The 19,215-nt window shown below is 34.7% G+C and carries 14 protein-coding genes and 1 pseudogene; all 15 read right to left on the bottom strand.

Annotation, left to right across the window (positions count from 1 at the left end):
- Positions 1 to 16: 16 nt before the first annotated feature.
- Complete coding sequence (locus tag RTK36_RS05405; protein WP_312045085.1) at positions 17 to 1,339, bottom strand: AAA family ATPase; 1,323 nt, start codon at positions 1,337 to 1,339, stop codon at positions 17 to 19.
- A 12-nt stretch (positions 1,340 to 1,351) separates the two neighbouring features.
- A complete protein-coding gene (queA, locus tag RTK36_RS05410) occupies positions 1,352 to 2,386 on the bottom strand; it encodes a tRNA preQ1(34) S-adenosylmethionine ribosyltransferase-isomerase QueA (RefSeq protein WP_312045086.1) in 1,035 nt (344 codons plus the stop codon).
- Between the two features lie 192 nt (positions 2,387 to 2,578).
- A complete protein-coding gene (locus RTK36_RS05415; protein ID WP_312045087.1) occupies positions 2,579 to 2,845 on the bottom strand; it encodes a hypothetical protein in 267 nt (88 codons plus the stop codon).
- Positions 2,846 to 2,847: 2 nt separating this feature from the next.
- A complete protein-coding gene (locus tag RTK36_RS05420; protein ID WP_312045088.1) occupies positions 2,848 to 4,467 on the bottom strand; it encodes a SpoIID/LytB domain-containing protein in 1,620 nt (539 codons plus the stop codon).
- A gap of 339 nt (positions 4,468 to 4,806) precedes the next feature.
- Entirely contained in the window at positions 4,807 to 5,619 is an 813-nt protein-coding gene (locus RTK36_RS05425) for a TraX family protein (protein WP_312045089.1), read from the bottom strand.
- 674 nt (positions 5,620 to 6,293) lie between these two features.
- Positions 6,294 to 7,559: a tyrosine-type recombinase/integrase gene (locus RTK36_RS05430; protein ID WP_312045090.1), complete on the bottom strand. Its 1,266-nt coding sequence runs from the start codon at positions 7,557 to 7,559 to the stop codon at positions 6,294 to 6,296.
- Between the two features lie 84 nt (positions 7,560 to 7,643).
- The gene (locus RTK36_RS05435; protein WP_312045091.1) at positions 7,644 to 7,892 is read right to left on the bottom strand and encodes a helix-turn-helix domain-containing protein; all 249 of its coding nucleotides are present in this window, start codon (positions 7,890 to 7,892) and stop codon (positions 7,644 to 7,646) included.
- Between the two features lie 37 nt (positions 7,893 to 7,929).
- Complete coding sequence (locus tag RTK36_RS05440) at positions 7,930 to 8,121, bottom strand: hypothetical protein (protein WP_312045092.1); 192 nt, start codon at positions 8,119 to 8,121, stop codon at positions 7,930 to 7,932.
- A 16-nt stretch (positions 8,122 to 8,137) separates the two neighbouring features.
- On the bottom strand, positions 8,138 to 9,184 hold the full coding sequence (locus RTK36_RS05445) for a serine/threonine-protein kinase (RefSeq protein ID WP_312045093.1): 1,047 nt from the start codon (positions 9,182 to 9,184) through the stop codon (positions 8,138 to 8,140).
- A complete protein-coding gene (locus tag RTK36_RS05450) occupies positions 9,177 to 9,680 on the bottom strand; it encodes a hypothetical protein (RefSeq protein WP_312045094.1) in 504 nt (167 codons plus the stop codon). The genes RTK36_RS05445 and RTK36_RS05450 overlap by 8 nt, the downstream gene beginning before the upstream one ends.
- Positions 9,681 to 9,965: 285 nt before the next feature.
- Positions 9,966 to 16,058 carry a phage tail tape measure protein gene (locus RTK36_RS05455; protein WP_312045095.1) on the bottom strand — a complete coding sequence of 2,031 codons (6,093 nt, stop codon included), beginning with the start codon at positions 16,056 to 16,058 and terminating at the stop codon, positions 9,966 to 9,968.
- 24 nt (positions 16,059 to 16,082) lie between these two features.
- The gene (locus tag RTK36_RS05460; protein ID WP_312045096.1) at positions 16,083 to 16,550 is read right to left on the bottom strand and encodes a hypothetical protein; all 468 of its coding nucleotides are present in this window, start codon (positions 16,548 to 16,550) and stop codon (positions 16,083 to 16,085) included.
- A 78-nt stretch (positions 16,551 to 16,628) separates the two neighbouring features.
- Positions 16,629 to 16,799, bottom strand: a complete 171-nt coding sequence (locus tag RTK36_RS05465) for a hypothetical protein (protein ID WP_312045097.1) — start codon at positions 16,797 to 16,799, stop codon at positions 16,629 to 16,631.
- A gap of 15 nt (positions 16,800 to 16,814) precedes the next feature.
- Complete coding sequence (locus RTK36_RS05470; protein ID WP_312045098.1) at positions 16,815 to 17,027, bottom strand: helix-turn-helix domain-containing protein; 213 nt, start codon at positions 17,025 to 17,027, stop codon at positions 16,815 to 16,817.
- A 213-nt stretch (positions 17,028 to 17,240) separates the two neighbouring features.
- Positions 17,241 to 19,215, bottom strand: a pseudogene (locus tag RTK36_RS05475) (hypothetical protein); the annotation flags it as partial.

The raw sequence follows: 19,215 nt of genomic DNA on the forward strand, positions 1-19,215 counted from the left end.
ACAATAAAAATTATATTTAAGAATCCCCTTTCAAGCGTCTCATATGTTCTTTAATTCTTTTTTCCACCCCACTGTCAGATAGTTCATAATAAACTGTTCCTAACAATTCATCAGGCAGGTATTGTTGTTTCACATAATGGCTGGGATAGTTATGAGCATACAAATAACCAATACCATCGCCCATTTCTTTTGAACCACCATAGCTGGCGTCTTTTAGATGGGGTGGTACCGAAGAAATGCGAATGTTTTTTACATCCTCTAAGGCTTTATTGATTCCCATATAGGCTGCGTTACTTTTCGGCGCACAGGCAACATAGGTCACTGCTTGAGCAAGGGGAATCCGTCCTTCTGGCAATCCAATAAAATCAACAGCCTGCATGGCCGCAACGGCAACCTGAAGGGCATGGGGGTCTGCATTCCCCACATCCTCAGAAGCACAAATTATGATCCTTCGGGCAATAAACTTTGGGTCTTCTCCGGCATAAATCATTTTTGCCAAATAATATAAAGCGGCATCAGGGTCGGAACCCCTCATGCTTTTGATGAATGCGGATATGGTATCATAATGGTTATCACCATTCTTATCATAGTTTAAAGCCCTTTTTTGAATGCACTCTTCTGCAACTGGCAATGTAATATGGATTTTACCATCACTCCCTTTGTCGGTAGTCAGTACCGCAAGCTCCAATGCATTTAATGCCGTTCGGGCATCCCCATTGGCAGTGTCTGCAAGAAAAGCCAGTGCATCTGGATCGATCTCCCCTTGATAAGCACCCATTCCTCGCTCAACATCACTTATTGCCCAAAGTAGAAGTTTCTCAATATCCTTTTGCGCTAAGGGCTTTAGCTGAAAAATAATAGAACGGGAAACAAGGGCTTTGTTCACTTCAAAATAGGGATTTTCTGTGGTTGCTCCGATTAATATAATGGTACCATCCTCCACATGGGGTAAAAGGGCATCCTGTTGGGTTTTATTAAAACGATGAATTTCATCAATAAACAATATGGTTTTTGTTCCATACATCCCTTGTCTGTCCTTTGCATCAGATACAACTTCTTTAATATCTTTAATCCCCGCGGTAGTTGCATTGATTTGTCGGAATTCACTTTTCGTTGTGTTTGCAATAATCTTCGCTAGGGTAGTTTTCCCTGTGCCGGGAGGTCCGTAAAAAATAACGGAACTGATTCGGTCCCCTTTGATTGCACGGTATAACAACCTATCCTTTCCCACAATGTGCTCTTGACCCACAAATTCCTCTAGGGTTTTTGGACGCATGCGGGCAGCCAAAGGAGAATCCCCATTTCCTCTTAAGCTTCGGTTATATTCAAAAAGATCCATTTCCTCACCGCCTTATGGTTTTGTCAAAAACAAACAAGCATCTCCAAATGAGAAGAAACGATATTTCTCCTTCACTGCCTCGGCATATACAGTCATGGTTAAATCCTTTCCAACCAAAGCAGAAACCAGCATAATTAATGTGGATTCAGGCAAATGAAAGTTTGTAATCAGGCAATCTACTATTTTAAAGTTATAGCTTGGATAAATAAAAATCTGTGTCCAGCCACTTTTTGCCTGTACTAATCCATTTTCATCCGTAACAGATTCTAAAGTTCTTGTACTGGTTGTTCCAACAGAAAAAATGCGTCCGCCATTTTTCTTTGCTAGATTAATAATATCTGCCTGCTCTTGCTCAACCAAGTAATACTCCGAATGCATTTCATGCTCCAAAATATCTTCGGCTTTTACCGGTCGAAAGGTTCCCAAACCAACATGTAAGGTAACATGGGCAATATGAACTCCCATTTCTTCAATTTCCTTTAAAAGCTCAGGGGTAAAATGCAGGCCTGCCGTAGGTGCAGCAGCAGAACCTTCATGCTTGGCATAAACGGTTTGGTAGCGCTCTTTGTCCTCCAAGCGGTGAGTAATATAAGGTGGCAGCGGCATTTCTCCCAATTCATCCAAAATTGCTTCAAAAACACCTTCATAGGAAAAACGAATGATTCGATTTCCACCTTCAATGACCTCTAAAACCTCAGCAATCAGTTTGCCATTGCCAAAGGAGATTTTGTCTCCCGGCTTAGCTTTTTTTCCGGGTCGAACCAATACCTCCCACGTATCCAAATCTTTTCTTGTTAAAAGGAGAATCTCCATCACTGCTCCAGTGCCAACCCGCTCTCCATATAGGCGCGCAGGTAACACACGGGTGTCATTAATAACCAAGCAATCCCCTTTACGCAAATATTCTTTGATATCTCTAAAATGTTTGTGATGCCATGTCCCAGTATCTTTCTCAACAACCAATAGTCTGGAAGAAGCTCTATCCTCTAATGGTTCCTGCGCAATTAATTCTTCGGGTAAATCATAATAAAAATCACTTGTTTTCATGTTAAACTCCTAAATTCATTATTTTCTGATAGTAATATTATATTTTTATGCTCACTTATCTTAAGGCATAGTATTCCATTTTATACCTTTCCCTTTAAAACAAAAGGAACAGATAAGTTTATTATAATAGGCAATAAACTTATCTGTTTTAAATTTTTTCTAAAAAAGTTTGAAGTTATGCCACTGCTAAGTTTACTTCTCTTTTTCCCAGACTTCAATATGTTTTAAAACTTTTTGCCATAAATTATTTTTCCCACAACCCAATAATACCTCTTCAATATGCTCTTTGTCACAGGGAATCTTTCTTGCTGTGCCGCCGCAACGCAAGCCTTCATCAAGAAAAATCCAAAATTCATTATCCTTCGGTTCTTCTGTTAGACCTCTATCGGTAAAATAGACTTTGTTTTCACTATCATCTGCAAAACCATGCTGTTGCAATAAGAATTCTCTTAATTCCATGCTTATCCCTCGATTGTAATGCCTGTATAATAGTATTTCAATATTTCGTCATATTTATAACCCAACTTTGCCATAGCCTGCGCGCCTTTTTGGCTTAATCCCACGCCATGCCCTCTGCCGATTCCTTCAATGATAAAACGGCCACTATTGTCAACTGTACTGATGTCCACAGAATAAATTTCGTAATCCGAAGATTGGGATACATATGATCCAGCGGTACTCCCTCCAGAAATGGAGATGTTTCTTCCATTCATTGCGGATAAGGAGCCTTCGGTATTGGCGACAATACCATTTTTTGCAGCAACTTCTGCCAAGGTACCGCTACCTGTATTTGAAGTTTTGTTACCGCTTACGCTTCGCTTACCATTTTCGCCATATATACCAATTTCGCCACCCTTACCATTTATTGTAAACATTTTCCCTGGAAGACTGCCGCTGGAAGCTGCGGAAAAATAGGTTCGAATGCCTTCCTTGGTAAGTGTTTTTGAACCTCTAGAACCTACAATCTTCATTTCCTGCACTCTTCCACCCGTGGAAAGCTTTGTAATCACAATATCCTCAGCACTACCAATATTCTCACCCTTTGCCGAAAGCAGTGCATCTAAGTCGTTTAGAGTTAAGGTAACTTTCCAAGAGTTATCTCCATCCTCTGCTATCTCAGGTACCGCCCTCAAATATGGCAATGGATTGGCCCAAACATTTTCGCTATTTTCAGTATAACCCCCTGTGGAAGCACTGAAATATGCCTCAATAGGACTTCCGTTGTAAACAGCAATCTCTCCTGACGTTGCATTTACAGCCTGAGTGCTTCTAGCTGACTCACCACTATATCCATTGTAAACCTGACAACTTATTGTATCATTAAATTCATAACCTAAGCTACGATAAGCGCTAATCTTCATCATCGCATAAGTTCTAGCAGAGATTGTCTGAGCCTTTAAAGCCTCCATTTCATAAGAAGCGGGCATCTCGGCAGGAACAACCCCATATAGATACATGTCCAAATCCACTATGTTTACCGCTGTCATCGTTCCACCATGCATGACAAATGTAAGCATGCCCCTGTAGCTCTTGCCATTTATGCTAAAGGTATCCTGCTCTCCTGTTCCCATAAATGCAGGGTTTATATCCGTGGGGAAAAGAAAAGATGTTTGACTTCCATCTAAACGTATGCCTGTAAAATTCACTCTAGTTGCACTGTATCGACTGGCAGATTCCACCTCAGAAACAGAACTGCTAGAAACATAAACCGTCCATACGTCATTCCCCAGATAGGCCAAGTATGCCTGTTGACCTAAGCGTGACAAAATGTCTGCTAAATCAGAAGCATTCCCTTGACTCATTTCTTCCTCAATTGCAACATATTCACCGGAGGCAATGTTAGCGGTAAAACCTGTGCTTGAGGAAATTGATCCCTCTTCCCTGAATGAGCCATTTTTTTCTGTTCCAATCAATAACTCTCTTCCACCGATTGAGGCAGTGGCTTTGTTTTTGCAGATACTTTCCAGCCCGATTCGTACAACCTGAGGTACATCATAAGCAAAAGCAACTTGAGACATGGTCGATAGCCCAATTGTCAAAGTCAATGCCGCTGTAATCAGTTTTTTAAAATTCCTATTCATGGCAAGTTCCTCCGTATACCATCTGTATTATTTCAGAATAAAATCTTTTTTCAGTATACCAAAATGTAGTTGTTTTCGATAGAGTAATTCTCAACAAAAACACTACAGTTTTTCCAATTTTTTTACCAATTATTGGATCATATATAAAAAGTATTTTTTATCTTTCCTTCAAAGACAAGGTAAAGCAGCCGATCAAATCAGAAAGAGTTTTTACAGTATCTTACAACAAGAACAACGGGAACTGCAACCCAAACGAACGCAGGATATTGAGTTATAAAAACAGGGTAGCAGGATAAGTTTTTCTCCTATCTTGCTACCCTGTTTTTATTTTAGTGAACCTTATACTTTACCCAAGACAAAGTTGGCTACGTAAAACAGCAAGAACGTATGTGCAGGATAAAAAACGTAGAAAAAGTATTTCATACCATATCCCTTTTCATTATTGTAGCGCAACATGAGAGGTAAAGCTGCTATCATCAGCCACTGTATGGGTATCCCGAGTTCACCATAGACCACCTCATTGCTGAATTGCGCAATAGAGAAAATGACATACATGACGCAGAACAAGCTCTTTTTTTCCTTGAGGAAGTACATCAGAATGCCCAGTGCGATAAATTCAAAACCATATTCATTTAGGAAAATATTGGGGATAATGCCGGCTATCGTATCACCACTCAATCCAGGCATAAAGGGAAAAACGGTGTGCAATATTATCTCAGCATAGAAGTATAGAATTTGTACAGCGAATATGGCTCCAAGCATGATGCCGCCTTTTGTGCGGTCTTTTTGAAAAATTTCAATTGTACTGATAAGCAACCCTACCCAAAACATATTTAGAAAGATATTGTGATTGCCATACCCAAATCCATTGGTGGGCAAATAATAGTCAATGGCATATGCAAATCCTGTCATAAACAAGCTACACAGGTAGAGCCGTAGCAGATAGATTTTTCGATTTTTCGTATAGTGATAACCCCAGACCATGCAGAACAGGAACAACGGATACGCAACCCTCCCAATACATGTGAGTATTAAAGGCGCTCCTACAGATGGAGAAAAGAAATATAGATAGATGTGGTCAAGTAGCATAAATAACACGGCTAGCATTTTTAATGTAAAGGTGTTCAAACCTCTATTTTCTCCTAATATCATTTTTGCATTTTCTCCTTTTCATACAACGTAAACTATATAATTGATTATAGCAGGACTTGTTTATCTTTACTAGCAAAAATGTTATGGCCGTTCTACCTATCTGGTGTGGCGGTCGGCGTTAGGTTTTGCGGTGGCTGAGCCCCACGCCCCCAGACCTAAAAATCACGTACATATTTTTAATATAATGATGGTCCATTTTCTGCTATAACTTCCCTGTTTTATTGTTATTTTTCATCATTGACAGCAGTTGAAATATAGATTTTGGCTACCTACTCCATTTAGTCTAATTACTTTTTTTTATTTAATTAGGAACTAAAATAAGTGCCTGCATGGTCATATTTCTATTCACACACAGACACTTATTCAAATGTCCAAAATAATATTCAATGGTCTTTTCAATAGTTGTTTTTAATAACTTATCGTACCCCCATCTGTACCCCACTTTCGCACAAAACGGTACTGTTTTGCGATACTTTACGATACTTATCCAATCATGTGAATATCCTTAAACCCTTTAATACACTGTATCATCTATTAATTTTCGTAATATCATAGGGAGTCGTCTGATAGACGTAGTAGGAATATCATAGTAAAGGGTTGATGTTATCTAAAGCACCTATTTCTTAGGGTTTTTAGCGGTTACATACTCCGATTTAAATGGGAGTACCCCATTTTTACCCCACTTTAGAAATATCAATTACTTTGTTTTCATTATTTTTTTCTTTTACGAATCTTGCTTCTACAATGCTGTCTCCGCTCGCAAAAACTGCATCCAATATATTTTCTAATTTCTGCATGTCTTCTTGTTTTTGATTTCCTAAAACATGTGTATATAAATCCATGGTCATTTGTAAGGTCGCATGACCTAGAAACTGTTGTACTGTTTTAGGTGGAACGTCTGCCTCGAAACATCTTGTCGCAAATGAATGTCTAAAACAATGTGGAGAGAAGTATTCAAACTGCTCCAATTCATCCCTGCAAAGATTTATTTCTTCCAATACTCTTTTGAGTGCATCAATCATTATTTGGTCATTAATAGGTGTCCCAAACTTTGTTACAAACAATAGATTTTCATAGCCTTGTAGCGGTTTAGCAGATTTTTTAGCCATTACATTATTTCTCTGTATGAATTGTTTCTTCAATGCCAATTCACATTGTTTGGTAATTGGAACAGTCCTATTACTCGTTTTTGTTTTAGGTGGATTGGTGTGAAAATTTTTTCCACTATCACCTTCTAATTTTTGATACAGGAGAGTCTTATTAACGGTTATTTCCTTTTTATTGAGGTCAATATCATCCCATGTTAAAGCGCATAATTCTCCTTGTCTCAAACCTGTCGAAATTGCCACAACAAAAAGGTTATCATAAAATGTGCCTTTACAGCATTCAAAGAATTCTGTTTGCTCTTCTCTTGTTAGAACCCTCATATCTTTCTTTTCATCTCTCACTAACTTGATACCCTTGCAAGGATTCTTAATCACATAGTTATCAATCATGGCTTTATCGAATATATCCAAAAGCATGATTCTAACTTTATTCTGTGTTTCATACTTATATCCCTTTTTATCAAGGTCTTTAAGCAATGATTTGACATTTAACTGAGTAATCTCTTTTAGCTTTTTTCTACCTAATGTTGGCTTAATATGTTTTTCGAATATCTGCATATAATGCATTTTCGTGTTATTGCGAATAACTTTGTATTTATGTATTTCCATCCAGCTTTCGAACCATGTTGTTAATGTAATTGAATTATCCACAACATTGTTTCCTTGGGCATCATCATACACAGCGGTATTTAATTTCCGTTTTAAATCAGAAAGGTTTCTATCATACAACTCTTGTCTTTTCCCGAATCTATCAACATATCTAGCTGAATACATCCCATTAGGTTTTTGTCTAAGTCCTGCTCCTAATTCTTTTCCTTTAAGGTCTTTTCCCATTTGCTACCTCCCTTTACTAGTAATAAAGAAAAGACCACTAAATAATAAGTTAATCTTATTATAAAATGGTCATATTTTCAAGCCTTAATATTTATCACATTGTTCTAATAACCAACTATCGAGTCTTTCTTTATGAGCATACCATTTAGCTCCAATTTTCAATGAAAATCCATTTCTTGGCAATTTTAATAATTCTCTTGCTTTTGTTTCTCCAATACCTAAATAAGCACATAATTCATTGATTTGCAATAATGTTTTATCATTCATTACTTTTTCTATATGTGTCACAACCTTTCTTAAATCAAAATGCTGTTGTACGTGGTTATAAAACAAAAAGCACCTACTGGTTAGGTAGATGCTTTGAATACTATTATTTAACTATTTTTAACCTATCTTTCGCTATTATCTTAGAATATCCATTGCCCAGTTCAATTATTTCTGAATTGTTTCTGTAGTCGATACACTTTGATTTTACCATTCTGCTGTGTAAATCATTTTCCTGATGTTGATTTGAAATGTATTCACGAGTTTGCCGCTTTGAGGAAATAGTTACTCTCTTCATAGCAATTCCACCTTTCTTAATCAATCCCTCCTACAATCTCACTTAATTTTTTATCTAAATCACCATGTTCAGAGCTATAATCCAAGCAATATCCCTTCACTTTAGTAGCTTTACCAGTACTAAGTTTTTTTCTTAAACACTCAATATGATTAATTTTAGTATTTACATTAATGTCGTATCTATATTCCTCAGTGATTTTGGTGTAGGGAGTATTATTGTCTCCTGTGTAAATCCAATCCAAACTACAATCAATTGTACTTAAGTCATTCATCAATTCTATAGTATTTTGATATCTCTTAGTATGGTCAACTTCTAAAGCTTTTAACACTATTTTTTGTAGTTTTTTAGGAATGTGTGGCAAAAAGTTCTTCCGATCAGGGAATTTCCCTTTTAAAACTGCTATTCGTAAAGAATCCTGATTTGTAATCCCTTGTTTTCTTAAGGTGTTTTGCAATATATCTATACCATTACATAACCTATATATTGTTAACCCGATCTGATAGATATCCGATTGGACATCTCTTCCAGAATGCTGATACCATTCTGGGTCTGCATGTACTAAATATGTATTTGGTTGATCAGCAATTCCATTTTCATCTAAATATTTCGATAACCCAAAATCAGTAAGTAATGCTCTTCCTGTAGTATCAATTAAAATATTTGTTGGTTTTATATCAAGATGCACTAATCTTTTAGAATGTATATAACTAATACCACTTAATAAATCTAAAGAATATTTAATAATTTCTCTTACTGTCAAATAACGATGCTTAGCTAAAGTATTCAACGATCCCTTACTATAATATGGCATTGCAAGATAAATGTTGTCTTTGTCTTGTGACGCATATTGAATTTCTACAATGTTAGGATGTTTACAGTTATATAGCATTTTTGACTCGAGAAAATACTCTTCCGACTTGAATTTCTTTTTATCCAATTGTTTAATTACCAATTCTACACCTAATTGATCATCTTTTGCCAGAAAAACATGAGAATTTTTACCTTCTAAACTACCTATTTCTCCTGTTTTTGTAAACTTAATAAAACTTATAGTATCACTCACCAGTAACACCTACTTCCATTGCAGCTAATGCCACTATTACAGCATCCTTATATTCTGCACTTACTTTCTTATTATCATCAGTTTTATAGTTGTCTATATCAACTACTGCCTTTAACATCTCTTGAGCATTACCTTTTTTTACTTTTAGCACAGAAGCAATATTAGATGTCACACCTAGAAAATATTTCCTAATAGTGCTATTTGAAAACAATTCCATTAATCCTCCTTCTACATTAAATCTAAAAATCAAGGCATTGTTTATGGATCCTCTAGCATTACCTTCAATTAGCTTAATGCCCGCATAACAAATTTGATATTGTGATATTATTGTACTAATTGTATTTCTAATATAACTGAGTTGACTTGGAAGATCAATAGATACAGGTATTTTTAATTTTGATATGCTAATAATTTCGAATTCTTCTTCTAGATTGGCTACTATCGAATAATATATCTCAGTTGGCGTCACTCTAAAGCCAATAGCTTTTTCATTCATTTTTATCCCACCTTACACACTTCGCGCTTAATTATAATATTTTGATTTATTTACATATTATAACATTTTCATCTGCAAGTTAAAATACTTTTAATGGGATTTAGAAAAATATTTTTGTTTGACTAAAGTTATTCTTAAGAATTTAGAATCTACCATTACGCACTTTGTTTAATCTTTTCATGCGTAGTCCTGACTTTCTCTCCCATCGTATAACCATAATAACCCAATCTATACATGATTATTTCATTATACGACAGGGGGTTTTATTTTAATAATATATTTTTCTTATCTATTGTACCCACTTGTTGATTTTTGAGCTATATATTGTGGCAATGTAAGAATTGCCTCTTGAATTTGTTTCACTTCCTGAATATCAGAAAAGTTTACATTTTCAATATGAATAGGTTGTAATGGATGTGTTTCTTTCCCTTGATTTCCATTAACACTATAATCGCTCATAATCCCTGTAGGTACATTGAAATTGTTTGGTAAATACCCAGTATAATTCCCCAAGTTGGAAGATAAACTCGAAAACAACGATTGATTATAAGACGACATCTGATTGAGTCTATCTACAATATTACTCTGCTGTTCTTTTGTTAAAACAAGTTCTCCGCTTTGTCCAATTATAACTTCTTCATCTGATTTAAGCTTCTGGTTTGAAAGCTCAAATAATGCTTTAGATTTATCAGAGGTATCTCCAATAATCCCGCCAGAGTGGTGTTTAGTCAAACTACCAATAACTTTACCAATCCCGCCAATAACCTTACCAATTACTTTGCCAATACCGCTACCAGAACTGCCGCTACTTGAGCTACTGCTCGAATCATCATCGTCAGAACTAGATTCTTTTGCGGTTGCTACGGTTTCTGCCGCACTAACTATTTTATCTGTAGAAGTAATCAGCGTATCATTTAATGTTTCAATGTTATCGCTATTTGTATCAACAGAAGAACTGTTATCAGACAGTTTTGTACTATTGGTATCAACATAAGTGCTATTGCTTTTTACATTTGTTGAGTTATCTTTTACTTCTTCGGTATTGGACTTTTGTCTACTAGATGAAGTTTTTAAATTGGTATTGTTTTCTTCTAATGTGCAAGTGTTATTAGATGTACTACCTGTTAATAAATCAAATACTCCCGTAACTTTACTAACGATTTTGTCCCAAAAACTATTTGATGATTTCTGCTTTGATTCGGATGCAGGAGTTGGAGTGCTTTCCTTATTGGCTGCGTCTGTAACTTCTATTCCAAATGCTCCACCAATAGCTTTCGTCATATCTTCAAATGACTTTATTATTCTGGTAAACTCGGTGTCAAGATGATTAGCTAATTCAGTAGTAATTGTTTCTATGTCTTTAGTCTTTTCATTGATTGATTTTTCTACATCGATATAATCATCCTTAAAATCAGTGAGCACACTAGTATCTTGACCAATGATTTTACTCTTCCAATTTGAACCAAGTAACATCGCTGCTTTTTGTTTATTCTCTTGCTCTTCAACAGCATTTGCTACTTCTTCCCATTTGTTTTTATATTCTTGTAGACTATCAATTTCATCTTGCAAAGCTTTTTGTTTGTCTTTTAATTTTTGCTCTGACTTATAATCCTTAATAGCATTCTGAGCATCGTTTACTGCTGTCTGATCGACTTCATATTCAAATCCACGATTCTCTCTGTAAATATAAGCAGTCTTTTGAGAACGAGCTTTTTCTGCATTAGCTTCTAATTCTTGAAGTTTAAGTTTTCTTTCTCGCTCATCATTAGCTTCAGATAAGGCATCTTTTTCCTTTTGAAGCTTACTAATTTCATCGTCTATCACACTTGTAATAGCAGATAGGGTAGAGTCTCTATCAGATTTTTGTTGCTCTAATAATTTCTTTTCACTTTCAAGTTGTTGCTTTTGTAATTCAAGAACTTTGTCATAATAAGTTTTCCAAGCGTTTTCTAAATCACGAATTTCTTCAATATTAGTAGCATAATCCTCATCAATTAATACCTGTCTTCTTTGCAAGGCTTTTCTTTGCATATTTTCACGAATAGCAATTTGTTGAGCCTCAGTACCACTAACAGAAGATAACAGCTCTAATAAGTGTTCTTGACTATCTACTTCTTTATTATAAATTTCTTCGTTGAGATCTTTAATTTCATCTTTGTATTTAGATAAGTTATAGTAACTATCCCACCAAGACGTAGATGATTTTTTATTTTCCTCATTTAAAGATTGAGTAGACTTGATTAACTCTTCGTATTCTTTGATTAAGTCATTTGTCTTTTCTTGATTCTTACCCTTTAGGTCGTTTAAATGCTCTAAATTGCTAATTTCTAAGTTATTTGAATCGGGATTGTAACTAACATCAAATCCTTGCTGTTGAAGAAGTTTAACATTATTACCAATCTCTTTATCTCTTGCATTGTTGAGATTGTGTAATGCCGATTGCTCCTTTTGTGTGAGAGCAATTCTTTGTTGAAGTAGGGCAATTTTATCTCTTTCGCTATCTGTATTGTCATATTTCTTTTCATTGGCAGAAATGTCGGATTGAATCTTATCTAATTCAGCTTGTAGTTTAGCATACGCATCAATTTCAGCTTTATAAGCTTCAACTTCTTTAGATGATTTAGATGTAGATGATTTAGATGGTGGTGCTTTATAATTAACCTTAATGTCCATAGCACTACTAATGGCGTCTTGCACTTCTTGTTTAGCTGCATTTGCAACATCCGACATTCCAGACCAAGCGTACGAATTTTCTCCCTGTGCTTCTGCTTTCTTAGCTTCATTGAGCATTTTAAGAGCAACAATACTTCCACCAAGTTTTTCAGTAAACTTAATTATATTTTCAATGTCACCATCAAAATTTAAGGCTGTTCCATTAGCTGTCATTTTAGCTAATTGCAAAGCGTCAATCATACTAGTTGTGATTTCAACTACACCATTTTCTTGCAAGAATGATCTTATTTCATCTTCTGTTACATCAACCAAATCTTTTCCTGCTAGAAAAGCCTCTATCTTGCTTTTTGCTAAAGCACTTGAAGCTATAGCACTTGCATTAGCTACGCCTTTTTGTTCCAACATTGCAACAGTTGCGTTATATGTTTCATCTGTAATATTCTTTAAAACATCCTGACCATAGAACCATTCAGTAGCTAAATCATTAAATGCCTTTTGACAAGCTTCAATATCAGTAGGGGAATTGGCTATTGTTTCAATGAAAGTATTATAAGCACCTTCATATTGACCAAATGTGGCTACAAAATTTTCGTTTATTAAGCTACCAAAATCAAGGTCACCTTTGTCTTTTATATCATTGTAAATTGCAGATATTTTTTCAAAGCCATCAGATAAACTTTCAATGCCAGAGATAGTCATGGACATTGTGATTGGTTCTTTTGCGTCTTCTTTAAGTTCATTTACTTCTTTGAGCTTCTCATTTAGCTCATCCCATGTTAAGTCTCCAATATTTCTTATAGAATAAGCAATTTCAAGTTGTTTGTTAGATAGGGATGAAACTTTGTCTTTATCAAAAAGCTTGTTTAAAGAATCAATGTTCGCTACTTCTGGTTCATGATTGAAGTAGCCATCCAATCTATTTTTAATAGACTGTACTCTATTATACATGTCCTCATAACCAGCAATAACTTTGCCAGTGGAATCTACTAAGCCCTCCGAATCTGTTTCAATACCTGTATATGTATCAGAAATTACTTTTTCAGTATTAGTAATAGTATCAGCAATTCCATCAACATTAGAATTCAACCGTTTCCATGTACTATCATTAACTAATTCTTCATTTGTGCCTGAGAAGGCATTTTCGTAATCATAGAGGGCTTGTTTTGCTCTATCTAAGGCTTCACGCTGTTGCTCTGCAAAATCAATATTCTCGCCAACATAGTCTAGCCTATCCACTTTGACAGCGGTTTGAGAACCGCTCCCATAAGTATTAGCTTGAGAAATACTATTTTCAGATTTCTTACCTAATGCATTAGAAGCATCAGTTGCAGCTTCTTTCCCTGCTACATCAGCAAGTGCTTGTTTGATCCGAAGTTCACGCTCAAGTTCATCATTTGTAGATACCAGGCGATCATATTCTTCTTTTTTTACAATAGATAGATTATCATATCCAATAGCATTCAGCTCTTTCAATCTATCAGATGTAGTTTTAATTTCCTCATTAATACTTGAAATCTCTGAAGTTAACTCACTGAAGGCTTGTTTTGATTCATTGGCTTTTTCAGCGTTTTCTTTCATCTTACTGGAAACAACACCAACAAGCATACTTAATGCCATAATTGAGATACCAATAGGATTACTTAGAAATACAGCCTTTAGTGTCATACCAAATCCACTTACCGCTGCTGTCAGACTGAATGTACTTGTAGTCGCTGCTACATTAGCTACTGCTTGTGCATTAGTGGATTGAGTTAAACCCATTTGTGCCAATTTAGCTTGTGCTTGCACTTTAGTAAGACCAGTCGTGCGTAAAATTGCTATACGGTCTACATCATTTAAAGCTTTACTTGCCAATACCTGCCTTAGTTGTGTTTCCGAAAGATTGAGAGATACATTTTTCAATACATTTAATGCATTCTTATATTCAGTTGTATTTTTTGTCATTACAGACATATCTCTAACTGTATTTAAAGCAAAACCAAAATTACTTGCTCTGATAGCAGAATTATGAAAAGCAGCGGATAACATAGTAATTGCTTTTACAGCTCCTATTGCTACAATACCCTTTAAAGAACTTTCCACTAATCCAAGATTGTTGGCAAAATCTAATGATGCAGTCCCACAATTAAGTAATCCCTTAACTGTTTCACCATCAATTACTGATTGGTATGTCTCCGTCATACTAGCCTTGAATCTATTTAATGCCGCCTCACTAGACTGCAAGTATGTTTCATATTCCTTTTGTGCGGAACCGCTGGAATTTAAACTATTCTTATAAATCTCTTGCGCCTCTGCCATATTATTGAGAGTTGCACTAATACCTGAAGCCCTATGCGTACCTGCAATAAGATTAAGCAATGCGGATTGGTCAACATCACTCATATCCTTATATACTTTACCAATATCTACATATATATCGTATATGCTCCGAAATGTCTTCTCATCATCTTCAAGGATATTAACCCCACCAGAATCGTTCACATTAGTTAGTGCTTGAATTTTTTCTGCTAATTTAGAAGTAGATGTTATTACACCATCTGTTTCTTCGCCCATTGCCTCTAATTCAGCCGTTGCGCCCCGAATTCTTAGGGCTGAGGTGCGTAAGCCTAATGATAAACTGTCTGCATCTTGGAATTGCCTATTGCCCGCAGCAAGCAAAGCGATGAACTCATTTACATCAGTATTGGCATCAGCAAAAACGCTACCTACTGCCTGTACACCTTTAGCAATCTCCGCAGTTGTAATACTTGCCGTATTACCTATCTCATTGTATTTGTCAATTAAAGCATCTGCTTTATCAACTACATCCGTAAATCCATCTATGTCATCATAAGCTTGTACACCAGAGATGATTGCCTTTGCAGAATCGGATGCAGTCATATCACCAACATTTGATAAAATAGTAGATTTTTCCGTAAGTTGGTTACTTTTCGATAAATCATATCCCGATTTAGAAAATTCAGTAGCTCCCTCAATAAGTTCTTTTTGAGAAGTTGCTAATTCTTTTGCTTTTTTATTACACATATCAAGATATTCTGGATAATCACTTCTGCTCAATTCATCCTGAACCTTGTTAAGGTTGGTATAAGCCTTATCCAAGGCTAATGCTTCTGTCCACGCATTTCTAAGTTGGCGTATACCAGCCATAATTAAACCATAACTACCGAATAATTCGCCAGCTCTACGTACTCCCCTTTTTAGTGTGTCTGTTAAATTAAGACCCGCTAAACCAGTTGCTTTTAGCTCAGAGCGTAACGCAGATAGCTGAAGTCTAACCCCCCTCAGCTCTTTAGAGGTATTGGCAAACTTTGCACTATCAAGGAGAGCATTATATTTTGATGTTACATCGACATCTTTAAACATGGCACTATTGGTTTTCGCAAGAACCTTAATATCATTTATTAACTTTTCCTTTTTAATTTCTAAATTAATTTTCATCGGTTTTGCTTGCTTCTGCGCTTGCTGAGTTGCAAGTTGTACATCTTTATTTACATTTTTTGAATCTACTTTTAATTTTAGTCCCGTTGATGCATTTAAACTTGATAAGTCTTTGGCAATTTGGGCTTTTGTCTTTGATTTTAGCAAAGTACCAATTAGGGGAACTTTAATTCCCCCTAAATTCTGTGCATCGTTTTTTATTTGTTCCTTACTTTTACGCATATTGAGAGACGCTATGATCTTCATTACAAAATTATTTTGTGACATTTATTTAAATTTCTCCTTTACAATTTATTTGCACCAACTAATTAAGTTTAGTAAAAACTTCTTCAATCCCATTTTCTCAAATACTATATTTAGCTCTGGTGATTTTTCCGCTTCCTCTGCAACCCTAGTGTAACTAGCTTTTAGAACTTCACACGCATTCTGATCATTTTTTAATATCTCGTAAAGAAATTGTCCTTTGTCAATATCCTTCATCTTATCGAATTTTTTAACCAGCTCCAAAGACTCATACTTTGGATGCATTAATTCGTCTCCTAATAAGCGAATCGCAGAAACCGTAAGTTTATGCTTCTCAATTGCCGCCTCGTAGCAATTTACATATTCATCAGCCAGATTCTCATTGACCATATGTGCAATCTCTGAAAGCTTTAATTCCCCTAATACCTCTATGTATTTATCATCCAAGTTATTTATTGCATCAAATACCTCTTTTTCTGTGAATTTCTGTACCTCAAGCTCTTTTGTTGTTTCCATGTTTTTTATCCTCCTTAAAATTTTTCTTGACTTTTCCTTTTGTTTGTTTTATGATTTAATTGTATATTTTACAATTTTTTAATTAAAACTGTTATATAGCCATAATTCCGATTCTTCACCTAGCATTTTTTTCAATTTTTCTATTTGTTTTAATTCATCAATATTTGATGTTTTATAATATGCTTTATTAATTAACTTAACTAAAAACTCTTTTGTAGAATCTTCTAACATAATTTGATTTTTTCCCAAATAATGCCCTCCTCTCTATTCTTTTAAAATCTCACTAATCCTTTTAATACTATTTCCATTCAGAAATTCATGAACTTTTTTCAATTTTTCATTAGGCAATTCCTTCTTCCCGTGTATCCATTTACTACATGATGTATATTCCACGTTAATATACTTACTGAAATGTTTCAGCGTAACCCCATTCTCTTTTAAATATTTACATACCACTTCATTTAAAGTTTCCATCACACATATTTTTCCCCTTTCATATTTTCAGTTTTGTCAAATTTGCATATAAATAAAGGTTGTCAAACTTTATTGCTAAAAATAACAACTTTTTTTGCAAATTTCACTTCCTTCCCTATATAGAAACTCACATAAAAAAAAGAATGTGCTAAAAGGCTAGTAAAATAAGCACTTTTAAACACATTCCATAAATTTCTTTTTCGTTAATTTGTTATCTTATACTTTTTCAACATTTTTTCTTTTTTCATTTCGTAAATCTTGCTTCATTTTATCGTTTGCTTTTGAGCAATTTCCACTACATGTTTTTTGGCTATTTTTTTCTTTGACGAATAACTTCTTGCAGAATACGCATTCTGATACCGTCTTTTCTTCTGTATATTGATATAAATAAGGTAAAGAGTTATATACATCTTTTACTTCTAAAACACTTTTACCAGCATTTGCGTCCTGAGATTTAGGAAACCATATCTTATAGTGTTTTCTGGATTGATAATCATAATCTAAAACTTCATAATTTTTCAGCCTGATAATCGCCTGATCAAAACTTTTAACACCAGCAATCGAATTTACAAGATTTGCAGTTACTTTGCGTTTTGCTTTCTTACTAACATAAAAATAATCTAATGTCCTGTCCTTCCTAGCTTTATACAAGCATAATAGGACAAAGAAGATCAATCTATCATTAGCGTTGTATTTTAATTTACCCTTTTTAGCAACGGTTGAAAATGCTTCTTTATCATTTATTAATTCTAGTTCTTTATCTGAAATGTTTACGGTTTTATCTAAGATGTCTAAGATTCTCTTATCCACTGACTTAGTAAATTCATCGTCATGCTTTAACGATTTCTTGGCTGTTACGTAGGACATTCTAGGTTTGGATTTTACCTCTTTATCTAGTGTTAGATTTCTCTTGATATTGTTCACAATAACATGTCCAAAACAATTAAACAAAATATTTTTGCTTTTATTACAATGATATTTGTTGTAAAATTCAACATCAACCATATAATTTACAGCTAGATTTTCATTTTGGAAACCATATTTATTGGTAAAAATCTTTAGTATTTCCTTTGAACAATGATATGTAAATATATCAAATTTCACCATTTTATCACGATAGTCAATTTCGCAATCGTTTGCTTGGGATAACATCTGTTCTTGCTTTTTTAACTCTCGCAGCAATGTTTCTAGTTGGATATATTTTTCGTCACTTGTATTCACCTTATATTTAGGCTTTTCCATCTTATTTAATTCATTATTTTTCAGCATCTCAGGATTAAACTTCTTATCTTTCTCACCATCAAAATAAGTATAATTATATCTGGAATGCTTTTTAATATAACAACTTATTCTATCAACCACATTGCCTCCAGTACCTAAGTAAGGTTCATTACAACTTTCCTCTTTTTTATTCTTAGCCCAACGGAAAAAATATGGCACTTTAGCATCATTTTTTAGTTGTTTATATAAAACTTTATACCGTCCTAAATCAATATCCACTCCTGTTTTCGGATAATCAATGACGTAATTATTTTTAGCAGTTAAGACATTTATTAAATCATAATTGGGCAAACCCCTCTTATTAAATTCCTTGGTTATTGCATTTGAAATTTCTCCAATATTACTGTTCTCGAATCCAGTTTTCAGGGTTTTATAAATTGTATCATTCGTAATAGTAGTTGGTTTAGCCTTGCTCATTTCATAATATAGAGGTGGTACATCATCTGAAATGTCAAATAATATTGAAGATGGTGTAATTAATATTTCATCCCCGTCCCAATCACACATCAAATATTTACTAATTAAATCATGCGAACTAACAACTGTATCATATCCATGAAACCAGTCTTTGCATTCTTTGGATTTAATTAACTTCCTTTTTGCATATTCATGAGCTGACAAATGGGGACTTCTTAGACAGCATACGTTCTCATACTTTTCATTTTCTGCATAATGTGCGTTATAGACCATATTTTTAGGAATTAGACCTTTTGGTTTCTCTACTCCCATAAACAGCCACTCACAAAAAGCATATAAATCTGGACAAGTATAACAATAAAATCCTTCTACCAGAATCTTTCCAGCTAATGCTTTATGTTTTTCGCCCCTAACAATCTGCTCAATATGCTTTTTAATCCAGCTATGATTAATTAGTTGGGGATACATTGATAACGCTTCTTGAAATGGTTTT

It is taken from the genome of Anaerotignum sp., from assembly GCF_031981185.1.
In the GTDB taxonomy this organism is placed as follows: Bacteria; Bacillota; Clostridia; order Lachnospirales; family Anaerotignaceae; genus Chakrabartyella.